At 74.7% G+C, this 17,006-nt stretch carries 15 protein-coding genes; 9 read left to right on the top strand and 6 right to left on the bottom strand.

Features of this window, described 5'->3' with window-relative positions; genetic code table 11:
* Positions 1–56 precede the first annotated feature (56 nt).
* A complete protein-coding gene (locus ACI79H_RS11185) occupies positions 57–2,939 on the top strand; it encodes a vitamin B12-dependent ribonucleotide reductase (protein WP_456554458.1) in 2,883 nt (960 codons plus the stop codon).
* A 91-nt stretch (positions 2,940–3,030) separates the two neighbouring features.
* Here the strand turns inward: ACI79H_RS11185 and ACI79H_RS11190 are convergent, their stop codons facing one another.
* Both ACI79H_RS11190 and ACI79H_RS11195 read right to left on the bottom strand, forming a co-directional pair.
* Entirely contained in the window at positions 3,031–3,996 is a 966-nt protein-coding gene (locus tag ACI79H_RS11190) for a quinone oxidoreductase family protein (protein ID WP_456554459.1), read from the bottom strand.
* A 31-nt stretch (positions 3,997–4,027) separates the two neighbouring features.
* Positions 4,028–5,815, bottom strand: coding sequence for an acyclic terpene utilization AtuA family protein (locus tag ACI79H_RS11195; RefSeq protein ID WP_456554460.1), 1,788 nt, complete (start codon positions 5,813–5,815; stop codon positions 4,028–4,030).
* Positions 5,816–5,914: 99 nt separating this feature from the next.
* Here ACI79H_RS11195 and ACI79H_RS11200 point away from each other — a divergent pair, with 99 nt between their 5' ends.
* Positions 5,915–7,174 (top strand): amidohydrolase, encoded by a 1,260-nt coding sequence (locus ACI79H_RS11200; RefSeq protein ID WP_456554461.1) that lies wholly within the window; start codon positions 5,915–5,917, stop codon positions 7,172–7,174.
* Between the two features lie 91 nt (positions 7,175–7,265).
* Here the strand turns inward: ACI79H_RS11200 and ACI79H_RS11205 are convergent, their stop codons facing one another.
* A complete protein-coding gene (locus ACI79H_RS11205; protein ID WP_456554462.1) occupies positions 7,266–7,973 on the bottom strand; it encodes a hypothetical protein in 708 nt (235 codons plus the stop codon).
* A gap of 191 nt (positions 7,974–8,164) precedes the next feature.
* Between ACI79H_RS11205 and ACI79H_RS11210 the strand changes: the two genes are divergently transcribed.
* From ACI79H_RS11210 to ACI79H_RS11240, 7 genes are read left to right on the top strand one after another with little or no spacing between them, the layout of a single operon-like run.
* Complete coding sequence (locus ACI79H_RS11210; RefSeq protein ID WP_456554463.1) at positions 8,165–8,869, top strand: class I SAM-dependent methyltransferase; 705 nt, start codon at positions 8,165–8,167, stop codon at positions 8,867–8,869.
* Entirely contained in the window at positions 8,869–9,924 is a 1,056-nt protein-coding gene (locus ACI79H_RS11215; RefSeq protein WP_456554464.1) for an NAD-dependent epimerase/dehydratase family protein, read from the top strand. The genes ACI79H_RS11210 and ACI79H_RS11215 overlap by 1 nt, the downstream gene beginning before the upstream one ends.
* 4 nt (positions 9,925–9,928) lie before the next feature.
* Positions 9,929–11,293 (top strand): hypothetical protein, encoded by a 1,365-nt coding sequence (locus tag ACI79H_RS11220; protein ID WP_456554465.1) that lies wholly within the window; start codon positions 9,929–9,931, stop codon positions 11,291–11,293.
* A 32-nt stretch (positions 11,294–11,325) separates the two neighbouring features.
* On the top strand, positions 11,326–11,997 hold the full coding sequence (locus tag ACI79H_RS11225; protein WP_456554466.1) for a glycosyltransferase family 2 protein: 672 nt from the start codon (positions 11,326–11,328) through the stop codon (positions 11,995–11,997).
* Positions 11,994–12,668 carry a TIGR04282 family arsenosugar biosynthesis glycosyltransferase gene (locus tag ACI79H_RS11230; protein WP_456554467.1) on the top strand — a complete coding sequence of 225 codons (675 nt, stop codon included), beginning with the start codon at positions 11,994–11,996 and terminating at the stop codon, positions 12,666–12,668. The genes ACI79H_RS11225 and ACI79H_RS11230 overlap by 4 nt, the downstream gene beginning before the upstream one ends.
* A complete protein-coding gene (locus tag ACI79H_RS11235; RefSeq protein WP_456554468.1) occupies positions 12,665–13,885 on the top strand; it encodes a molybdopterin-dependent oxidoreductase in 1,221 nt (406 codons plus the stop codon). The genes ACI79H_RS11230 and ACI79H_RS11235 overlap by 4 nt, the downstream gene beginning before the upstream one ends.
* Complete coding sequence (locus ACI79H_RS11240; RefSeq protein WP_456554469.1) at positions 13,882–14,319, top strand: hypothetical protein; 438 nt, start codon at positions 13,882–13,884, stop codon at positions 14,317–14,319. Before ACI79H_RS11235 ends, ACI79H_RS11240 begins: the two co-directional genes overlap by 4 nt.
* A gap of 6 nt (positions 14,320–14,325) precedes the next feature.
* Here the strand turns inward: ACI79H_RS11240 and ACI79H_RS11245 are convergent, their stop codons facing one another.
* Genes ACI79H_RS11245 through ACI79H_RS11255 form a run of 3 tightly spaced genes read right to left on the bottom strand, consistent with a single transcriptional unit; the run spans position 14,326 to position 17,005 of the window.
* Positions 14,326–15,447 (bottom strand): phosphotransferase family protein, encoded by a 1,122-nt coding sequence (locus ACI79H_RS11245; protein ID WP_456554470.1) that lies wholly within the window; start codon positions 15,445–15,447, stop codon positions 14,326–14,328.
* Complete coding sequence (locus ACI79H_RS11250; RefSeq protein ID WP_456554471.1) at positions 15,444–16,190, bottom strand: SDR family oxidoreductase; 747 nt, start codon at positions 16,188–16,190, stop codon at positions 15,444–15,446. The genes ACI79H_RS11245 and ACI79H_RS11250 overlap by 4 nt, the downstream gene beginning before the upstream one ends.
* Positions 16,187–17,005: an SDR family NAD(P)-dependent oxidoreductase gene (locus ACI79H_RS11255; protein WP_456554472.1), complete on the bottom strand. Its 819-nt coding sequence runs from the start codon at positions 17,003–17,005 to the stop codon at positions 16,187–16,189. The genes ACI79H_RS11250 and ACI79H_RS11255 overlap by 4 nt, the downstream gene beginning before the upstream one ends.
* Position 17,006: the final 1 nt, after the last annotated feature.

A 17,006-nucleotide genomic window follows, 5' to 3' on the forward strand; every position in this document is an offset into this window, starting at 1 on the left:
ATGGCGCGCACCGAGCACCACACCGAGCACCAGACGACCAGGGAGAGCTCCACACCATGACCGAGACCGACGACCGCTTGGCCGGCACCCGCGCGCGGCGCAGCTCGAAGGCGCCCAGCCGCAAGGGCCTCAAGATCAAGCGCGTCTTCACCACCGCCGGTGTGCACCCCTACGACGACGTGACGTGGGAGCGCCGCGACGTCGTCATGACCAACTGGCGCGACGGCTCGATCAACTTCGAGCAGCGCGGTGTCGAGTTCCCCGCCGAGTGGAGCATCAACGCCACCAACATCGTCACCACCAAGTACTTCCGCGGGGCGGTGGGCACGCCGCAGCGCGAGACGAGCCTGCGCCAGCTCATCGACCGGGTGGTGCTCACCTACGGCGCGGCCGGCCGCGAGCACGGCTACTTCGCCAGCGAGGGCGACGCCGAGATCTTCGAGCACGAGCTGACCTGGATGCTCATGCACCAGTACTTCAGCTTCAACTCGCCGGTGTGGTTCAACGTCGGCACGAGCTCGCCGCAGCAGGTCAGCGCCTGCTTCATCCTCGCCGTCGACGACGAGATGGACTCGATCCTCAACTGGTACCGCGAGGAGGGCCTGATCTTCAAGGGCGGCTCCGGTGCCGGCCTCAACCTCTCGCGCATCCGCTCCTCCAAGGAGCTGCTCTCCTCCGGTGGCACGGCCTCCGGCCCGGTCAGCTTCATGCGCGGCGCCGACGCCTCCGCCGGGACCATCAAGTCCGGTGGTGCCACCCGCCGCGCGGCGAAGATGGTCGTCCTCGACATCGACCACCCCGACATCGAGGAGTTCATCGAGACCAAGGCGCGCGAGGAGGACAAGATCCGCGCGCTGCGCGACGCCGGCTACGACATGGACCTCGGTGGCAAGGACATCACCAGCGTCCAGTACCAGAACGCCAACAACTCCGTGCGGGTCTCCGACGAGTTCATGCGCGCGGTCGACGAGGGCACCGAGTTCGGTCTGCGGGCCCGCATGGACGGGTCGGTCATCGAGACCGTCGACGCCCGCTCGCTGTTCCGCAAGGTCACCCAGGCCGCCTGGGAGTGCGCCGACCCGGGCATCCAGTACGACGACACGATCAACGACTGGCACACCAACCCCGAGACGGGCCGCATCAACGCGTCCAACCCGTGCTCGGAGTACATGAGCCTGGACAACAGCTCGTGCAACCTGGCGTCGCTGAACCTCATGAAGTTCCTCAAGGACGACGGCACGTTCGACAGCAAGAACTTCGTGAAGGCCGTCGAGCTGGTCATCACCGCGATGGACATCTCGATCTGCTTCGCCGACTTCCCGACCGAGCCGATCGGCGAGACGACCCGCGCCTACCGCCAGCTGGGCATCGGCTACGCCAACCTGGGCGCCCTGCTCATGGCGACCGGCCACGCCTACGACTCGCGCGGTGGCCAGAGCCTCGCCGCGGCCATCACCTCGCTGATGACCGGCACCGCCTACCGCCGCTCGGCCGAGCTGGCCGGCATCGTCGGTGCCTACGACGGCTACGCCCGGAACGCCGACGCGCACGCCCGGGTCATGCGCAAGCACTCCGCGGCCAACGACGCGATCCGCCCGGTCGGCGCCGACGACGCCGACGTGCTCCGCGCCGCCACCGCGCAGTGGCAGGAGTGCCTCGAGATCGGCGCCGAGAACGGCTGGCGCAACGCGCAGGCCTCGGTGCTCGCACCCACCGGCACCATCGGCTTCATGATGGACTGCGACACGACCGGCATCGAGCCGGACTTCGCGCTGGTCAAGTTCAAGAAGCTCGTCGGTGGCGGCTCGATGCAGATCGTCAACCAGACGGTGCCGCGGGCGCTGCGCAGCCTGGGCTACCAGGAGGAGCAGATCGAGGCGATCGTCGAGTACATCGCCGAGCACGGCCACGTCGTGGACGCGCCGAGCCTGCGCCCCGAGCACTACGAGGTCTTCGACTGCGCCATGGGCGAGCGGGCCATCTCCCCGATGGGCCACGTCCGCATGATGGCCGCGGTGCAGCCGTTCATCTCCGGCGCCATCAGCAAGACGGTGAACATGCCGGAGTCGGCGACCACCGAGGACGTCGAGAAGATCTACTTCGAGGGCTGGAAGCTCGGCCTCAAGGCGCTGGCGATCTACCGCGACAACTGCAAGGTCGGCCAGCCGCTGTCCGGCGGCAAGGGCAAGAACGACGGCAGCAAGGACGAGGTCGCGGTCGAGGCCGCCCCGGCCGCCGCGCTCTCGCACCCGGTGCGCAAGCGGCTGCCGAAGAAGCGGACGAGCGTCACCACCTCGTTCAGCGTCGCCGGCGCCGAGGGCTACATGACCGCGGGCATGTACGAGGACGGCAGCCTCGGTGAGGTGTTCCTGAAGCTCGGCAAGCAGGGCTCGACCCTGGCCGGCGTCATGGACGCCTTCTCGATCGGTATCTCGCTGGCGCTGCAGCACGGTGTGCCGCTGGAGACCTACATCCAGAAGTTCACCAACATGCGCTTCGAGCCGGCCGGCATGACCGACGACCCGGACATCCGGATCGCCCAGTCGGTGATGGACTACATCTTCCGTCGCCTGGCGCTGGACCACCTGCCCGTCGAGAAGCGGGCCGGCCTCGGCATCTTCACCGCCGAGGAGCGGGCCGCGCAGGTCTCCGGTTCCTACGGCACCTCGGCCAGCACCCCGGCCGTGACCGAGGAGGACGAGGTCGACCTCGAGGAGCTCCGCGGCTCCGCGCCGATCGAGACCGCCAAGCTGGAGGACAAGGTCACCCCGGCGGGCCCGAAGTCGGTCAAGGAGGCCCACTCCTCGGCCGAGCTGCTCGAGCTGGTCACCGGGACCGCCACCGACGCGCCGCTGTGCATGACCTGCGGCACGAAGATGCGCCCCGCCGGCAGCTGCTACGTCTGCGAGGGCTGCGGCTCCACCAGCGGCTGCAGCTGATGAGCTGACCGGTCGCCGGTAGGCGACGGCGAGAGGGGTGCGGAGACCAGGTCTCCGCACCCCTCTCGTGCGTTCGGCCGCGCGGGAGCGCCTACGGCGTGAGGACGACCCGTCCGACGGCCTTGCGGCTCTCGATGTACTCGTGCGCGGCGGCGGCCTCGGCGAGCGGGAAGGTGCGGTCGACCAGGACGGTCAGCCGGCCGGCGGCGACGTCGTCGACCAGGTCCTGCACCATCGCCTGGACCCGCGGCGTGGTGATCTCGCCACCGAGGTAGACGCCGGTCAGCGACTGGTTCTGCATGCCCAGGACCCCGGCGTTGAACGGCGTGACGTCCCGCCCGGCGTTGCCGACCGTGATGGCCCGGCCCCGGCGGCGCAGGCAGGCGACGGACTTCTGCAGGGTGGAGCCGCCGACGGAGTCGACGACGAGGTGGACCCCGCGCCCTCCCTCGGTGAGGGACCGCACCTCGTCCACCCAGCCGCTCCGGGAGTAGTCGACGGGGTGGTCGAGGCCGAGGTCGGCGAGCGGCTCGAGCCGGGCGAGGGACGACGCGGTCGCGATGACCGTCGCCCCCGCCCGCTTGGCGAGCTGGATCGCGGCCACACCGACGCCACCGGCACCGGCCTGGACGAGCACGGTCTCGCCCTCCTGCAGCCTCCCGAACTCGAACAGGCAGTCGTGCGCGGTGCCGTACGCGACCGGCACGCAGGCGGCCGCGACGATGTCGGCGCCCTCGGGGACCTTCCAGGTGGTCCGCGCGGAGACGGCGAAGAGCTCTGCGTGCGAACCGTGGCTGCTGGTGGCGACCACCCGGTCCCCGACGGCGCGGTCGGTCACGTCGTCGGCGACCGCGACGATCGTGCCCGCGGCCTGGTACCCGACGACGTGCGGCTGGGACAGCAGCGGACCGCCGAGCCGGTTGAGCGTGTCGCCACCCTCGATCGACACCGCCTCCACCCGGATGATCACGCCGCCCGGCGCGAGCTCCGGATCGGGGACCTCCTCGTACTGCAGGACGTCCGGGGGGCCGTTGCGGTGGTAGACGGCTGCCTTCATGCGTGCGCTCCTGATCGTCGAGTGGTCTGGATCACGGCAACGTCCTCGATCCGACCAGCAATCCCGCCGGCACGGGCACCGTCTTCGACCGCAGGTACTCGCCGACCGACTTGCCGATCTGGTCCACCCGCAGGTTCGACGAGCCGCCGGTGCCCAGCAGGCCGACCAGCACGAAGTGCACCGCCCGCAGGTGCGGGAACTCGTGCCGCACCACCGCCAGGTCCGCGGCCTCGGGCATCAGCTCCCGCAGCCGCTCGGTGGTCAGCGTCGTGCGCAGCCACTCCCAGTGCGCCGGGTCGCTCACCCACAGGCCGACGTTGCAGTTGCCGCCCTTGTCACCGGCGCGGGCGTGCGCGAGCTCGCCGAGCAGCGCCCGGCGGTCACCGGCAGGTGCCGCCGGCGGCTCGGGGTGCCGCGGCTGCGCGATCTCGTCGTCGGTCGCCGTCCGGGACGGCGACGGTGCGTCGATGACCGTGCCGTCGTCCAGGACCGCGCGGTGCACGAGCACCTCGGCCGGCAGGAGCGCCGGCCAGTAGTCGATCCGCGGCCACGGCTCCCGGGCGGCCTGGGCGTGCCCGTCGTGGTGGAAGCCCGGGAAGCCCTGCAGGTACAGGCTGCTGACCGCGGCCGGGAAGGACCGCAGCTGCTCGGGCTCTCGCCCGGTGGCGATGACCCGGATCGGCACCGTCGCCGCCCACTGCGACGACGGGTCCGCCGCGGCGCTGCCGAGCGCGGTCACGTCCAGCTCGTCGACGACGTCGCCGAGCACCAGCTCCAGCTGCTCGCGCAGCAGGGCCACCTTCTCCGCGACGTGCGGCGAGGTGCAGAACAGCATCGTGGAGATCTCGTAGCCGATCGGCGCGAAGACGGCCACCTTCGCCGTCGCCGGTGGCGGGGAGCCGGTCACCGGGCCGATCGCCACCCGGTCCGGCCCGACCTGCGTGAGCTGCACGGTCTCCAGGTGCACCGTGGCGTCCGGGTTCAGGTAGCGCGGGCCCTGGATCTCGTAGACCAGCTGCGCGGTGACCGTGTCGACGGTGACCATGCCACCGTCCCGCGCGTGCTTGGTGATGACGCTGCTCCCGTCCGCGGCGATCTCGGCGATCGGGAAGCCCGGCCGCGCCATCCCGGGCACGGTCAGGAACCCGGAGAAGTTGCCGCCGGTGGCGTGCGCGCCGCACTCGATGATGTGCCCCGCGGTCACGGCGCCGGCCAGCGCCCCCCAGTCGTCCGGTGTCCACCCGTGCCACCAGGCGGCGGGCCCGACGGTCAGCGAGGCGTCGGTGACCCGGCCGGTCACGACGATGTCGGCTCCGGCCCGCAGCGCCTCGGCGATGCCGAAGCCGCCGAGGTAGGCGTTGGCCGCGATCGGCTCCACGCCCCAGTCCTTCAGCGGGGCGTGCGTGTCCAGGTTCTCCAGCGCGAAACCCTCGGCGTGGAACTCCTCGAGCCGGCCGACCAGGTTGTCGCCCTCCACGTGCGCCACGCGCAGCTCCAGCCCGGCGTCGGTGACCAGCCCGCGCACCGCCGCGGCCAGCCCGGCGGGGTCGAACCCGCCGGCATTGGTGACGACCTTGATCCCGCGCTCGGCGATCACCGCGAGGTGCGGGGCCAGCTGGCGGAAGAAGGAGGGCGCGTACCCGCCGCGCTCCGGGTTCTGCCGGTGCGCGGTGGCCATGCCGGCGAGCGTCACCTCGGCCAGGTAATCGCCCATGAGCACGTCGACGGGGTCACCGGCCAGCGCCTCCTCGATCGCGGTGGACCGGTCACCGAGGTAGCCGGAGAAGTTGGCGATGCGCAGCGGCGGTCGATCGCTCATGGCCGGACCGTAGCGAACCGCCCCATCGGGACGGTGACCTGCGACATACGGCGGGATACGGTCGCCTTCCCGCCCGCCGACCCCGAAGGAACAGCCGACGTGAGCCCTGCCGACGTCCTCGCCGACCTGGACACCCTCTACCGGGACCTGCACGAGCACCCGGAGCTCGCCTTCGCCGAGCACCGCACGGCCGGCATCGTGGCCGAGCGGTTGGAGGCCCTCGGCTACGAGGTGACCACCGGGATCGGGCGGACCGGCGTCGTCGGCGTCCTGCGCAACGGGCCCGGCCCGACGGCGATGCTGCGCGCCGACATGGACGCCCTCCCGGTGCTCGAGGAGACCGGCCTGCCCTACGCCAGCGCGGCACGGGCGACCGCGGCCGACGGCACCGAGACCCCCGTGATGCACGCCTGCGGGCACGACGTCCACGTCACCTGCCTGCTCGGCGCGGCCGCCACCCTCGTCGCGGAGCGCGACACCTGGAGCGGCACCGTGCAGGTCCTCTTCCAGCCGGCCGAGGAGGTCGGCGGCGGCGCCCAGTCGATGATCGACGACGGCCTCTTCGACCGGGTCGGCCGCCCCGACGTGGTGCTCGGCCAGCACGTCGGCCCGCTGCCGGCCGGCCTGCTGGGCCTGCGGAAGGGCCCGGCGTTCGCCGGCGCCGACATGCTGCACATCGTGCTGCACGGCCGCGGCGGGCACGGCTCGCGGCCCGAGACGACCGTCGACCCGGTGGTCATGGCCGCGTCCACCGTCATGCGGCTGCAGACGATCGTGTCCCGCGAGGTGGCCGGAGGGGAGTCCGCCGTCGTCACCGTCGGGGCGCTGCACGCGGGGCACGCCGGCAACGTCATCCCGGAGCGGGCCGAGATGCGGGTAAGCCTGCGCTCCTACGACGCCGAGGTCCGCGAGCGGCTGATGACCTCGATCGACCGCATCGTCCGCGCCGAGGCCGCGGCGTCGGGCGCCGAGCAGGACCCCGAGGTGAACCTTAAGGAGTCCTTCCCCGTCCTGGTCAACGACCCGGACGCCTGCGCCCGCACCCAGGCCGGCTTCGACCGCGACCTCGGTCCCGGGCTGACCGTCGACCCCGGGCAGGTCACCGGCAGCGAGGACGTCGGGATGCTCGCCACCGCCGCCGGCGTGCCGCTGGTCTACTGGCTGCTCGGCGGCGCGGACCCCGCCGCCTTCGCCGGCGTGACCGACCGCGAGGGCCTGGCGCGGGTGGTCCGCGAGCTGCCCTCCAACCACTCGCCGCAGTTCGCGCCGGTCATCGAGCCGACGCTGAGCACCGGGGTCAAGGCCCTGGTCTCCGCGGCCTGCACCTGGCTGCCGGTCGAGGGGCGCGCGCAGGGCTGACCGCCCCCGGAACGCCCAGGAGGGGTGGAGCCCCGTGGCTCCACCCCTCCTGCGCGTGGTGCGGCGGCCCGGTGGCCGCCGCGTCGGGTGATCAGGCGGTCGGCACCGTGATGGTGGCGACGCCGATCAGGAAGTCACCCGCGAGGGCGTCGGTCATGAACGTGGAGTTCAGCAGCTCGGCGGCCTCGGCGCTGAGCAGCACCTCGGTGCCCTGCAGGACCGCCTCGCCGCCCTCGATGGCCGGCGGGTTCAGGGTGCTGCCGTCCAGGTCGAACAGCGGCGCGCTCGGCGCGGCGAGCTCGCCGTTGACCGAGACGTCACCGAACAGGCGCGAGGGGGTGCCCGGGTCGATGGTGAAGTTGGTCAGCTCGACCGTGGTGCCGCCGGCGGTGAGGCTCAGGCCGCTGCCCTGGTGGAACAGGGTGCCCTGCACGTAGGGCTTGTAGCCGGTCTCCTTGTCGAACACCGTCACGGTGCCGCCGGTGATCGGGAAGGTCACGGAGCCGTCGGCGAGGGTGGCGCCGCCGATGGTCCCGGGGGTCAGGCCGAGGGTGCCCAGGGCGTCGACGAAGCCCTGGTCCAGGGCGACGGCCGTGGTGCCGCCCGCGGGGATGGCGGGCAGGGAGGCGACCGGCTCCGGGCGGGCGAACTGCGCGCTCGAGGACGACGACGAGCTCGACGCGGCCGAGTCGCCGGACGCGGCGTCGTCGTCGCTGCCGCAGGCGCTGAGGCCCAGGGCCGCGGTCATGGCGACGCCGGCGACCAGAAGCTTGGCGGGGCGGCGGGTGGACGAGTTCATGGTGGCTCCTCGGATCGTTCGGTCGGTGTCACGAGGCCTTCGACCGCTCGCCGTCGATCGGATTGCACGCCGTCGAAAATTTCTGCGGGCGTCCCCCGGATGAACCGCCGAGCGCCCCGCGCGCGAACGCACGTCGTGAGCCGATACCGATCCGCCGACGCCGTCCGCCGCCCCTCCCCGGGCACCGGCCGATGAGCCTCGCGCTGGCCGAGCAGCCCGACGCCGACCTGTACGACACCGCGCTGCGGTCGGCCGACGAGCCGGGGGAGCGGTGGCGCTGGTTCGCCCGGTACGAGGGCGGCCGGCGGCACTCGCTGGCCGGGGCGCTCGGCCAGTGGGTCGGCAGCCCCGACGCCGCCGACCGGGCGCTGCTCGCCCGCGCCGAGGGCACCGTCCTCGACGCCGGGTGCGGTCCGGGCCGGCTCGTCGCCGCGCTCGCCGCGCAGGGCCGGGAGGCCCTCGGCGTCGACACCTCACGCGTCGCCGTGGCCCGCACCCGGGCGCTGGGTGCCGCCGCGCTGCGCCGCTCGGTCTTCGCCCCGCTGCCGGCCGAGGGGAGCTGGGACAGCGTCCTGCTCGCCGACGGCAACATCGGCATCGGGGGCGACCCGGAAGCGCTGCTGACCCGCTGCCGGGAGCTGGTCGCGCCGGCCGGGCGCGTGCTGGTCGAGCTCGGCCCGGCCGGCACCGGGCTGCGCGCCGCCCGCGTCCGGCTCGAGTGCGGTACCCGGCGCGGCAGCTGGTTCCCGTGGGCGCACGTCGGTGTGGACGCCGTCGCAGGGCCTGCGGCCGCCGCCGGCCTCGAGGTCGCCGACACCTGGGAGCTCGACGGCCGCTGCTTCGCCCACCTCGCCCCGCGTGCGGGGCGGCCGGTCCGGCTGGGGCTGGCGTCCTGATGCGGGTCCTCGTCACCGGCGGCGCGGGCTTCATCGGCGGGCACGTCGTCGACGCGTTCGTCGCCGACGGGCACGAGGTGCGGGTGCTCGACGCGCTGCTGCCCGCCGTCCACCCGGCCGGGGTCACGCCGGACCTGCCCGCCGCCGTCGAGTTCCTGCACGGCGACGTGCGGGACCCCGCCACGGTGGACCGCGCCCTGACCGGGGTGGATGCGGTCTGCCACCAGGGCGCGATGGTGGGCCTGGGCGTCGACGTGCAGGACATGCCCGAGTACGCCGGCATCAACGGCCTGGGCACCGCGGTGCTGCTGGCCGCCATGGCGCGGGCGGACATCGGCCGGTTGGTGCTGGCCAGCTCGATGGTCGTCTACGGCGAGGGCCGCTACGCGTGCCCGGTCGACGGCGTCGTCCCCGCGGCGGCCCGGCGCCGGGCCGACCTCGACGCCGGCCGGTTCGACCCGCCCTGCCCGCGGTGCGGCCGGCAGCTGGCGTGGGGTCCGGTCACCGAGGACACCCCCACCGACCCGCGCAACACCTACGCCGCCACCAAGCTGCACCAGGAGCACCTGGCCGCCGCGTGGGCGTCCACGACCGGCGGCGGCGCGATCGCCCTGCGCTACCACAACGTCTACGGCCCGCACATGCCGCGCGACACCCCCTACTCCGGCGTCGCGGCGATCTTCCGGAGCGCGCTGGAGGCCGGCCGGGCGCCGCGGGTGTTCGAGGACGGCGGCCAGCAGCGCGATTTCGTGCACGTGACCGACGTCGCTCAGGCCAACCTCCGCGCGCTGACCGCCGCGCCGCCGGAGGCTGCGCTGCGCGCCTACAACGTCGCCTCGGGCACCCCGCACACCGTCGGCGACATGGCCCGCGCGCTGGCCGACGCCTTCGGCGGCCCCGCACCGCAGGTCACCGGCGAGTACCGGGTCGGGGACGTGCGGCACGTCGTCGCCAGCCCCGCCCGGGCCGGGGAGGAGCTGGGCTTCCGCGCGCAGGTGCGGTTCGACGACGGCATGCGGGACTTCGCCACCGACCCGCTGCGCCCGGCGCCCTGATCCGGTGATCACCGCCCCGCCCCGCCCCGACGGGACGACGACGCCCGCCCGAGGCCGCGCCGCCCGCGGGCTCGCCATCGTGCTCGTGGCCGCCGGGGTGCTCGCCGTCTGGCTGACCGGGCGGCAGATCACCCGCGACGGCGGCGACCTGCACCTGCGGGAGGGGTACGTCGTCGTCGGGCCGTTCGACGTCGTGCTCTCCGCCCGGGTGCTGCTGCCGGTGGTGGTCGCGGCGGCCGTCGTGCTGTGGGGGCCGTCGCTGGCCCGGCGGCTGGGCTGGCGGGCGCTGCTCGCTTCGAGCACCGCCGGAGCCGCGGCGTGGGCGGTCGCGCTGGCGCTGAACAGCGGCTGGGACGCGCTCGCCGCGCCGATGGCCACCGAGCACGAGTACGTCGCCGACGTCGGCCGGGTCGGGGACCTCGGCACCTTCCTGTCGACGTTCGTGGACTCCGTGCCGGTCGGGTCGCCCGATCCGTGGGTCACCCACGTGTCCGGGCACCCGCCGGGGGCGCTGCTGGTGTTCGTGCTGCTCGACCGCATCGGGCTGGGCGGAGCGGGGTGGGCGGCGGCGCTGTGCATCGCCGGGGGCGCGCTCGCCGTACCGGCCGTGCTGGTCGCCGTCCGCGTGGTGGCCGACGAGGCCGCGGCCCGCACCGTCGCGCCGTTCGCCGTCCTCCTGCCGGCGGCGGTGTGGATCGCGACCAGCGCCGATGCCCTGTTCGCCGGGGTGACCGCGTGGGGCGTCACGCTGCTGGCGCTGGCCGCGGCCCGGGCGCCCTCCCGCACGGCGTCCCTGCAGGCGCTGGCCGGGGGCCTGGTGCTCGGGCTGAGCCTCTACCTGTCGTTCGGGCTGACCGCGGCCGGCCTGCTCGCGCTGACCGTCGTCCTGCTGCAGCGGGCGCGGCTGGGCTGGGCCGGTGTGGTGCGCGTGCTCGCGGTCGCCGCGCTCGGCGTGCTGGTGGTCGTCGCGCTGTTCACCGTCGGCGGCTACTGGTGGTTCGAGGGCATCGAGGTGGTGGCGCAGCGGGTCCGCGACGGCGCCGCCTACGAGGACCGCGCCGCCGTGGCCCGCTGGTTCCTCGCCGGCAACCTCGCCGCCGGCGCGCTCGCGGCGGGGCCCGCGGTGGTCGCCGGGCTGGCCGGCGTGCGGGGCCGGCCGGCCTGGCTGGTGCTGGCCTCCCTCGGCGGGGTGCTGGCCAGCGACCTCTCCGGCCTGGTGTTGGGGGAGACCGAGCGGATCTGGCTGCCGTTCGTCGTCTGGCTGCTGCCGGCGACGGCGTCCCTGCCGGCCCGCGCCCACCGCTTCTGGCTCACCCTCTCGGCGCTGCTCGCGATCACCGTCGAGGTGACCGTCCGGACGCCGTGGTGAACCGGACTCCGCCCCCGCGACGAATGCCCGGCATGGCTGCTCCCGCTGACCTGACGGTCGACGTCGTCCTGCCCTGCCTGGACGAGGCCGCCTCGCTGCCGTGGCTGCTCTCCCGCCTGCCCGAGGGCTACCGGGCGATCGTCGCGGACAACGGCTCGACCGACGGTTCCGCGGCGATCGCGGCCGCGCACGGCGCCACCGTCGTCGCCGTGCCGCAGCGCGGTTTCGGGGCGGCGGCGCACGCCGGCCTGGAGGCGGCCACCGCCGAGTGGGTGTGCTTCTGCGACGCCGACGGCTCGATGGACCCCGCGCAGCTGCCGCGCGTCGTCGACCCGGTGCGGGCGGGCGAGGCCGACCTGGTGCTCGGCCGGCGGCGCCCCGCCCGCGGCGCCTGGCCGCTGCACGCCCGGCTCGGCAACGTCGCGCTGGCCCGCATGCTGCGCCGGCGCAGCGGGCTGCGGCTGCGCGACCTCGGCCCCATGCGGGCCGCCCGCCGGGACGCGCTCTTGGGCCTGGACCTCACCGACCGCCGGTTCGGCTACCCGCTGGAGATGGTCACCGCGGCGGCCGACGCCGGATGGCGGGTGCGCGAGGTCGACGTCGACTACGGCGTCCGCACCGCGGGCTCCCGGTCCAAGGTCACCGGCACCGTCCTGGGCACCGTGCGCACGGTCCGCGACATGCGCGGGGTGCTGGCCCGGTGAGCGCGCCGCTGCGGACGCAGGTCCTGGTCATCACCAAGGCGCCGGTCCCCGGCCGGAGCAAGACGCGGCTCACCCCGCCGTGCACGCCCGAGCAGGCCGCGGGCATCGCCGCGGCCGCGGTCGCCGACACCCTCGACGCGGTGCGGGCGGCACCGGTCGCCGGTCGCGTCGTCGCCCTCGACGGCGAACCGGGTGCGCTGGACCTCGCCGGCTTCGCCGTCGTCCCGCAGGTGGACGGCGACCTCGGCACCCGGCTGGCCGCCGCCTTCTCCGACGCGATGGCGGGTTCCGGCGCGCCGGCGCTGCTCATCGGCATGGACACCCCGCAGGTGACCCCCGAGCTGCTCGCGCTCTGCGCCGCCCGGCTCGAGGCCGGGGGCCCCGGCACCGCGGTCCTCGGCACCGCCCCGGACGGCGGCTGGTGGGCGCTGGGCGTGCACCGGGCCGGCGACGCGGCCGTGCTGGCCGACGTCCCGATGTCGCGCGAGGACACCGCGGTGCGCACCCGCGAGGCGCTGGAGGCGGTCGGGCTGGTCGTGCTCGACCTGCCCGAGCTCACCGACATCGACCACTTCCCGGACGCCCTCGCGGTGGCCGCCCAGTGCCCGCCCGGCGGCCGGACGGCCCGCGTGGTCGGCTCGGTGGCGGCCGCGGTCGAGGTGCGCACGTGAGCAGCGCCGTCGACCGGCTGCTCGGTGCGCGGGTGCCCGGGCCGCCGGAGGCCCTGCGCCGCGGTCCCTTCCGCGAGGGCGCCTTCCCCAGCCCGCTGCACTCGGAGCGACGGGCCGCCCGCGTCGGGCTGTGGCTGGGCCTGGCCTTCGCGGTCTGCTTCGTCACCGGGCTGATCAGCCACCTGGTCCAGCACCCGCCCGGCTGGTTCGTGTGGCCGGCCTCGCCCAGCTGGCTGTACCGGCTGACGCAGGGGCTGCACGTGGCCACCGGCTTCGCCGCCGTCCCGCTGTTCGCGGTCAAGCTGTGGACGGTCTACCCGGCGCTGTTCGCCTGGCCGCCGGCCGGCTCGGTCGCCCGGGTGGTCAGCCGGCTGTCGATCCTCGTGCTGGTCGGGGCGGCGGCGATGCAGCTGGTCACCGGGATCATCAACACCGCCCAGTGGTATCCCTTCGGCTTCTTCTTCCCGGTCGCCCACTACTGGACCGGCTGGATCGCGATCGGCGCCATCGCGGTGCACGTGGCCGCGAAGGCACCGGAGATCCGACGCGGGCTGGCCCGGCGCGGCAGCCCGGCCGCGGTCGCGGGACTGCCCGCCGAGCAGGCCGCCCGGGACGAGGCGGCCGAGACCGCCGACGTGCCCCGGCGGGCCTTCGTCCTCGCCGCCGGGCTGGGCGTCGGCGCGGTCACGCTCACCACCGTCGGGCAGACGTTCTCGCCGCTGGGCTCGGTGTCGGTGCTCGCCCCCCGGCAGCCCGGCGTCGGCCCGCAGGCGCTGCCGGTCCGGCAGACCGCGCGGGCGGCGGGCGTCACCGACGTCGGGCCGGACTACCGGCTGGTCGTCGAGGGCCCGGACCGGCTGGAGTTGAGCCTGGCGGACCTCGCCTCCTTCCCGCAGCGCACCGAGCGGCTGCCGATCGCCTGCGTCGAGGGCTGGAGCGCGAACGCGACCTGGACCGGCGTCCGGCTGGGTGACCTGCTGGCCGAGGCGGGCCTGGCGCGCGACACCGAGGTCGTCGTCGAGTCGCTGCAGGAGGGCGGGCTCTACCGGCGCTCGACGGTGGCGCCGCCGCACGCCCGGAGCCCGCGCACGCTTCTGGCCACCGGCCTGAACGGCTCGCCGCTGCACCCCGACCACGGCTACCCCGTGCGGCTGATCGCCCCCAACCGCCCGGGCGTGATGCAGACCAAGTGGGTCGCCCGGGTGACGCCGGCATGACCGCCGCGACCCCGGCCGCCCGCGGCCCGTGGTGGCGGTGGCTGTTCCTCCTGCCCGGGCTCGCGGCAGTGGGCTACGGCGCCGTCGGGCTGGTGGCCGCCGACGTCCCGCTCCTCGCCTGGACGACCTGGTTCGTCGGCAGCGCGCTGCTGCACGACCTGCTGGTCGCGCCGGCCTGGATCGGGCTGGGCTGGCTGGCCGCCCGGGTGCTCCCGCGGCCCGCGCGCCCGGCCGCCGTCGTCGGCGCCGCGGTGTCCGGAGTGCTCACCCTGGTGGCGCTGCCGTTCCTGCTGGGCCCGGGTGCCCGGCCGGACAACCCGTCGTTCCTGCCGCACGACATCGGCCGCAACCTGCTGCTGATCGTCGTCGCGGTGCTGGCCGCGGCCGCGGTGTGGGGGGCCGTCGCGACGCTGCGCGCCCGCCGGACCGGCTGATCCCGGTCAGCCACCCACCTGCGTGGCGGCGCGCTCGGGGCTCATCCGCTGTGCGCGGGCGATGATCCGGCGGCAGCGCAGCTCGAGCACGACGACGGCGATGCCGAACAGCCGGAACTGCTTGTTGGTCGTCTGCCTGGCCAGGTACCGCGCGTAGACCTGCTGGGCGATGACGGCGACGCGGAAGAGGCCGAACACCTCGTACCAGGCCCACTCGCCGTAGGTCACCGTCGAGCCGGTGCGGGCGCAGTAGTGGGCGACGACCTGCTCGCGGGTCAGCATCCCGGGCAGGTGGGTCGGCTGCCGGCGGAACGCCTGCATGAGCCGGCCGTCGTCGGCCTGCACCCAGTAGCCGAGCGAGCTCGCGAGGTCCATCAGCGGGTCGCCGACGGTGGCCAGCTCCCAGTCGAGCAGCCCGATCGGGCGGGTGGGGTCGGCCGGGTCGAGGACGACGTTGTCGAACCGGAAGTCGTTGTGCACGAGGGTGTGCGGCCGGTCGGCGGGCTGGTTCCCGGCCAGCCAGGCCATGACCGGACCGAAGGTGCCGACGTTCCAGGTGCGGGCCCGGCGGTAGCGCTCGGACCACCCCTCGACCTGCCGGCGCACGTACCCCGGGCCCTTGCCGAGGTCGGCCAGGCCGGCGCCCGCGACGTCGACCGAGTGCAGGTCGGCGAGCAGGTCGAGCACGTTGCGGCACAGCGCGGCCACCTGGTCGCGGTCGAGGTCCACGCCGCGCGGCAGCTCCTTGCGGGGGATGGGGCCGGCCAGCCGCTGCATGACGTAGAACGGCGTCCCGATGACGCCGGCGTCCGCGCACAGCGCGACGGTGCGCGGGACGTAGGGCAGCACCCGGCCCAGCTCGGTCTGGATGCGGTGCTCGCGCGCCATGTCGTGCGCGCCGCCCGCGTGCGTGCCCTTGGGCGGGCGCCGCAGGATCAGGTCGCCGTCGGGGTAGCGCAGCAGGTAGGTCAGGTTGGACACGCCGCCGGCGAACTGCCGCACCTCCGGGACCGCGGCGAGGTCCACCCCGGCGTCCTCCGCGTGGGCGGCCAGCCAGCCGGCCACCGCGGCGACGTCGAAGGCGTCCTCGGCGCGGACCTCCCGCGCGCCGCCGTCGTCCGGCGTCACGTGAGCTTCCGGACGACCGACAGCGGCAGCACCTTCATGAGGAACCCGATGGGCACCCACGGCCAGGCCGGGACGTAGGCCGTGGCGCGGCGCCTCTCGATCGCCCCGACCATGCTGCGGACGCCGGTGCGCGTGTCGACCATGAACCGCGTCTTCTGCGCCACGTGGGCGTTCATCTCCGACCGGATGTAGCCGGGGTAGATCACCGAGACGTCCAGCCCCGGGATGCGCTCGGACCGCAGCCCCTCGGCCAGCGCGGCGACCCCGGCCTTGGTGGCCGCGTAGGTGGTCATCGCCTTGCGCATGCCGCGCAGCGCCGACATCGACGAGATGAGCACGAGGTGCCCGCGCCCCTGGCGGCGGAAGATCTCCAGCGCCGCCTCGGTCTGCGCCAGCGCGCCGACGAAGTTCGTCATCGCGGTGGCCCGGTTGGCGTCGGCCCGGCCGGTGCCCAGGGCCGCGCCCTTGCCGATGCCGGCGTTGACGACGACCCGGTCGAGGGTGCCGAACGACTCCGCGAACCGGCCGAACACCGCGGGGACGGCGTCGGCGTCGGTGACGTCGAGCGCCGCGGTCTCCACCCGCCGGCCGGTGCGTGCGGTGATCTCCGCGGCCAGCGCGTCGAGCCGGTCGGTGCGCCGGGCGCACAGCGCCAGGTCGTAGCCGAGGTCGGCGAACTGCCGGGCCATCTCCTCGCCCAGGCCGGAGCTGGCCCCGGTGATCAGGACGACGCCGCGGCTCACGCGGACACCCCGTCCTGCTGCTCGGCGGCGTGGATGCGGGCGCCCATGCCGAGCATCTGCCGGTCGTACAGCTTCCGGGCCAGCCGCTTGGTCCAGAAGGCGATCCGCGCGTTGCGGTCGGGGAGGACCAGGAAGCGCTTCGCGTCCACGGCCCGCACCACCCGCTCGGCGATCTCGTCGGCACCGAGCTTCGAGCCCTCGATGAGGCGGGTGGCGACCGTGTCCATCATCGGGTCGTCGCCGCCGAGGGAGGCCGCCAGGTTGGTGCGGAAGAACGTCGGGCAGACGACCGAGACGTCGATGCCCCACGGCGCCAGCTCCCAGCGCAGGCTCTCCGACAGCGCGACCACCGCGGCCTTGCCGGCGTCGTAGGAGGTCATGGCCGGCGGGTGCACCAGCCCGGCCGCCGAGGCGACGTTCACCAGGTGGCCGCTGCGCTGCTCCTTGAACAGCGGCACGAAGGTGCGGCAGCCGGTGACGGCGCCCAGGACGTTGACGTCCAGGACCCGGCGCCAGTGGTCGGCGCCGAGCCGGTCGATCCGGCCGCCGGCGGCGATCCCGGCGTTGTTGACCAGCAGGTCCAGCCCGCCCAGGTCGGCGCGCACCCGGTCGCGCGCCGCGACCCAGTCGCCCTCGTCGGTGATGTCGAGCCGCTGGTACAGCGCGCCGGCGGGCACCTCGGCCCGCGGGGCCAGGTCGGTCACCAGCACCCGGTCGCCGCGGGCGGAGAAGCGGGCCGCCAGCGCGGCACCGAGCCCGGAGGCCCCACCGGTGATGAGCACCCGGCGCGGGCCGGGTCGAGCGTCGTCGGTCATG

The sequence above is a fragment of the Blastococcus sp. SYSU D01042 genome, from assembly GCF_054050515.1.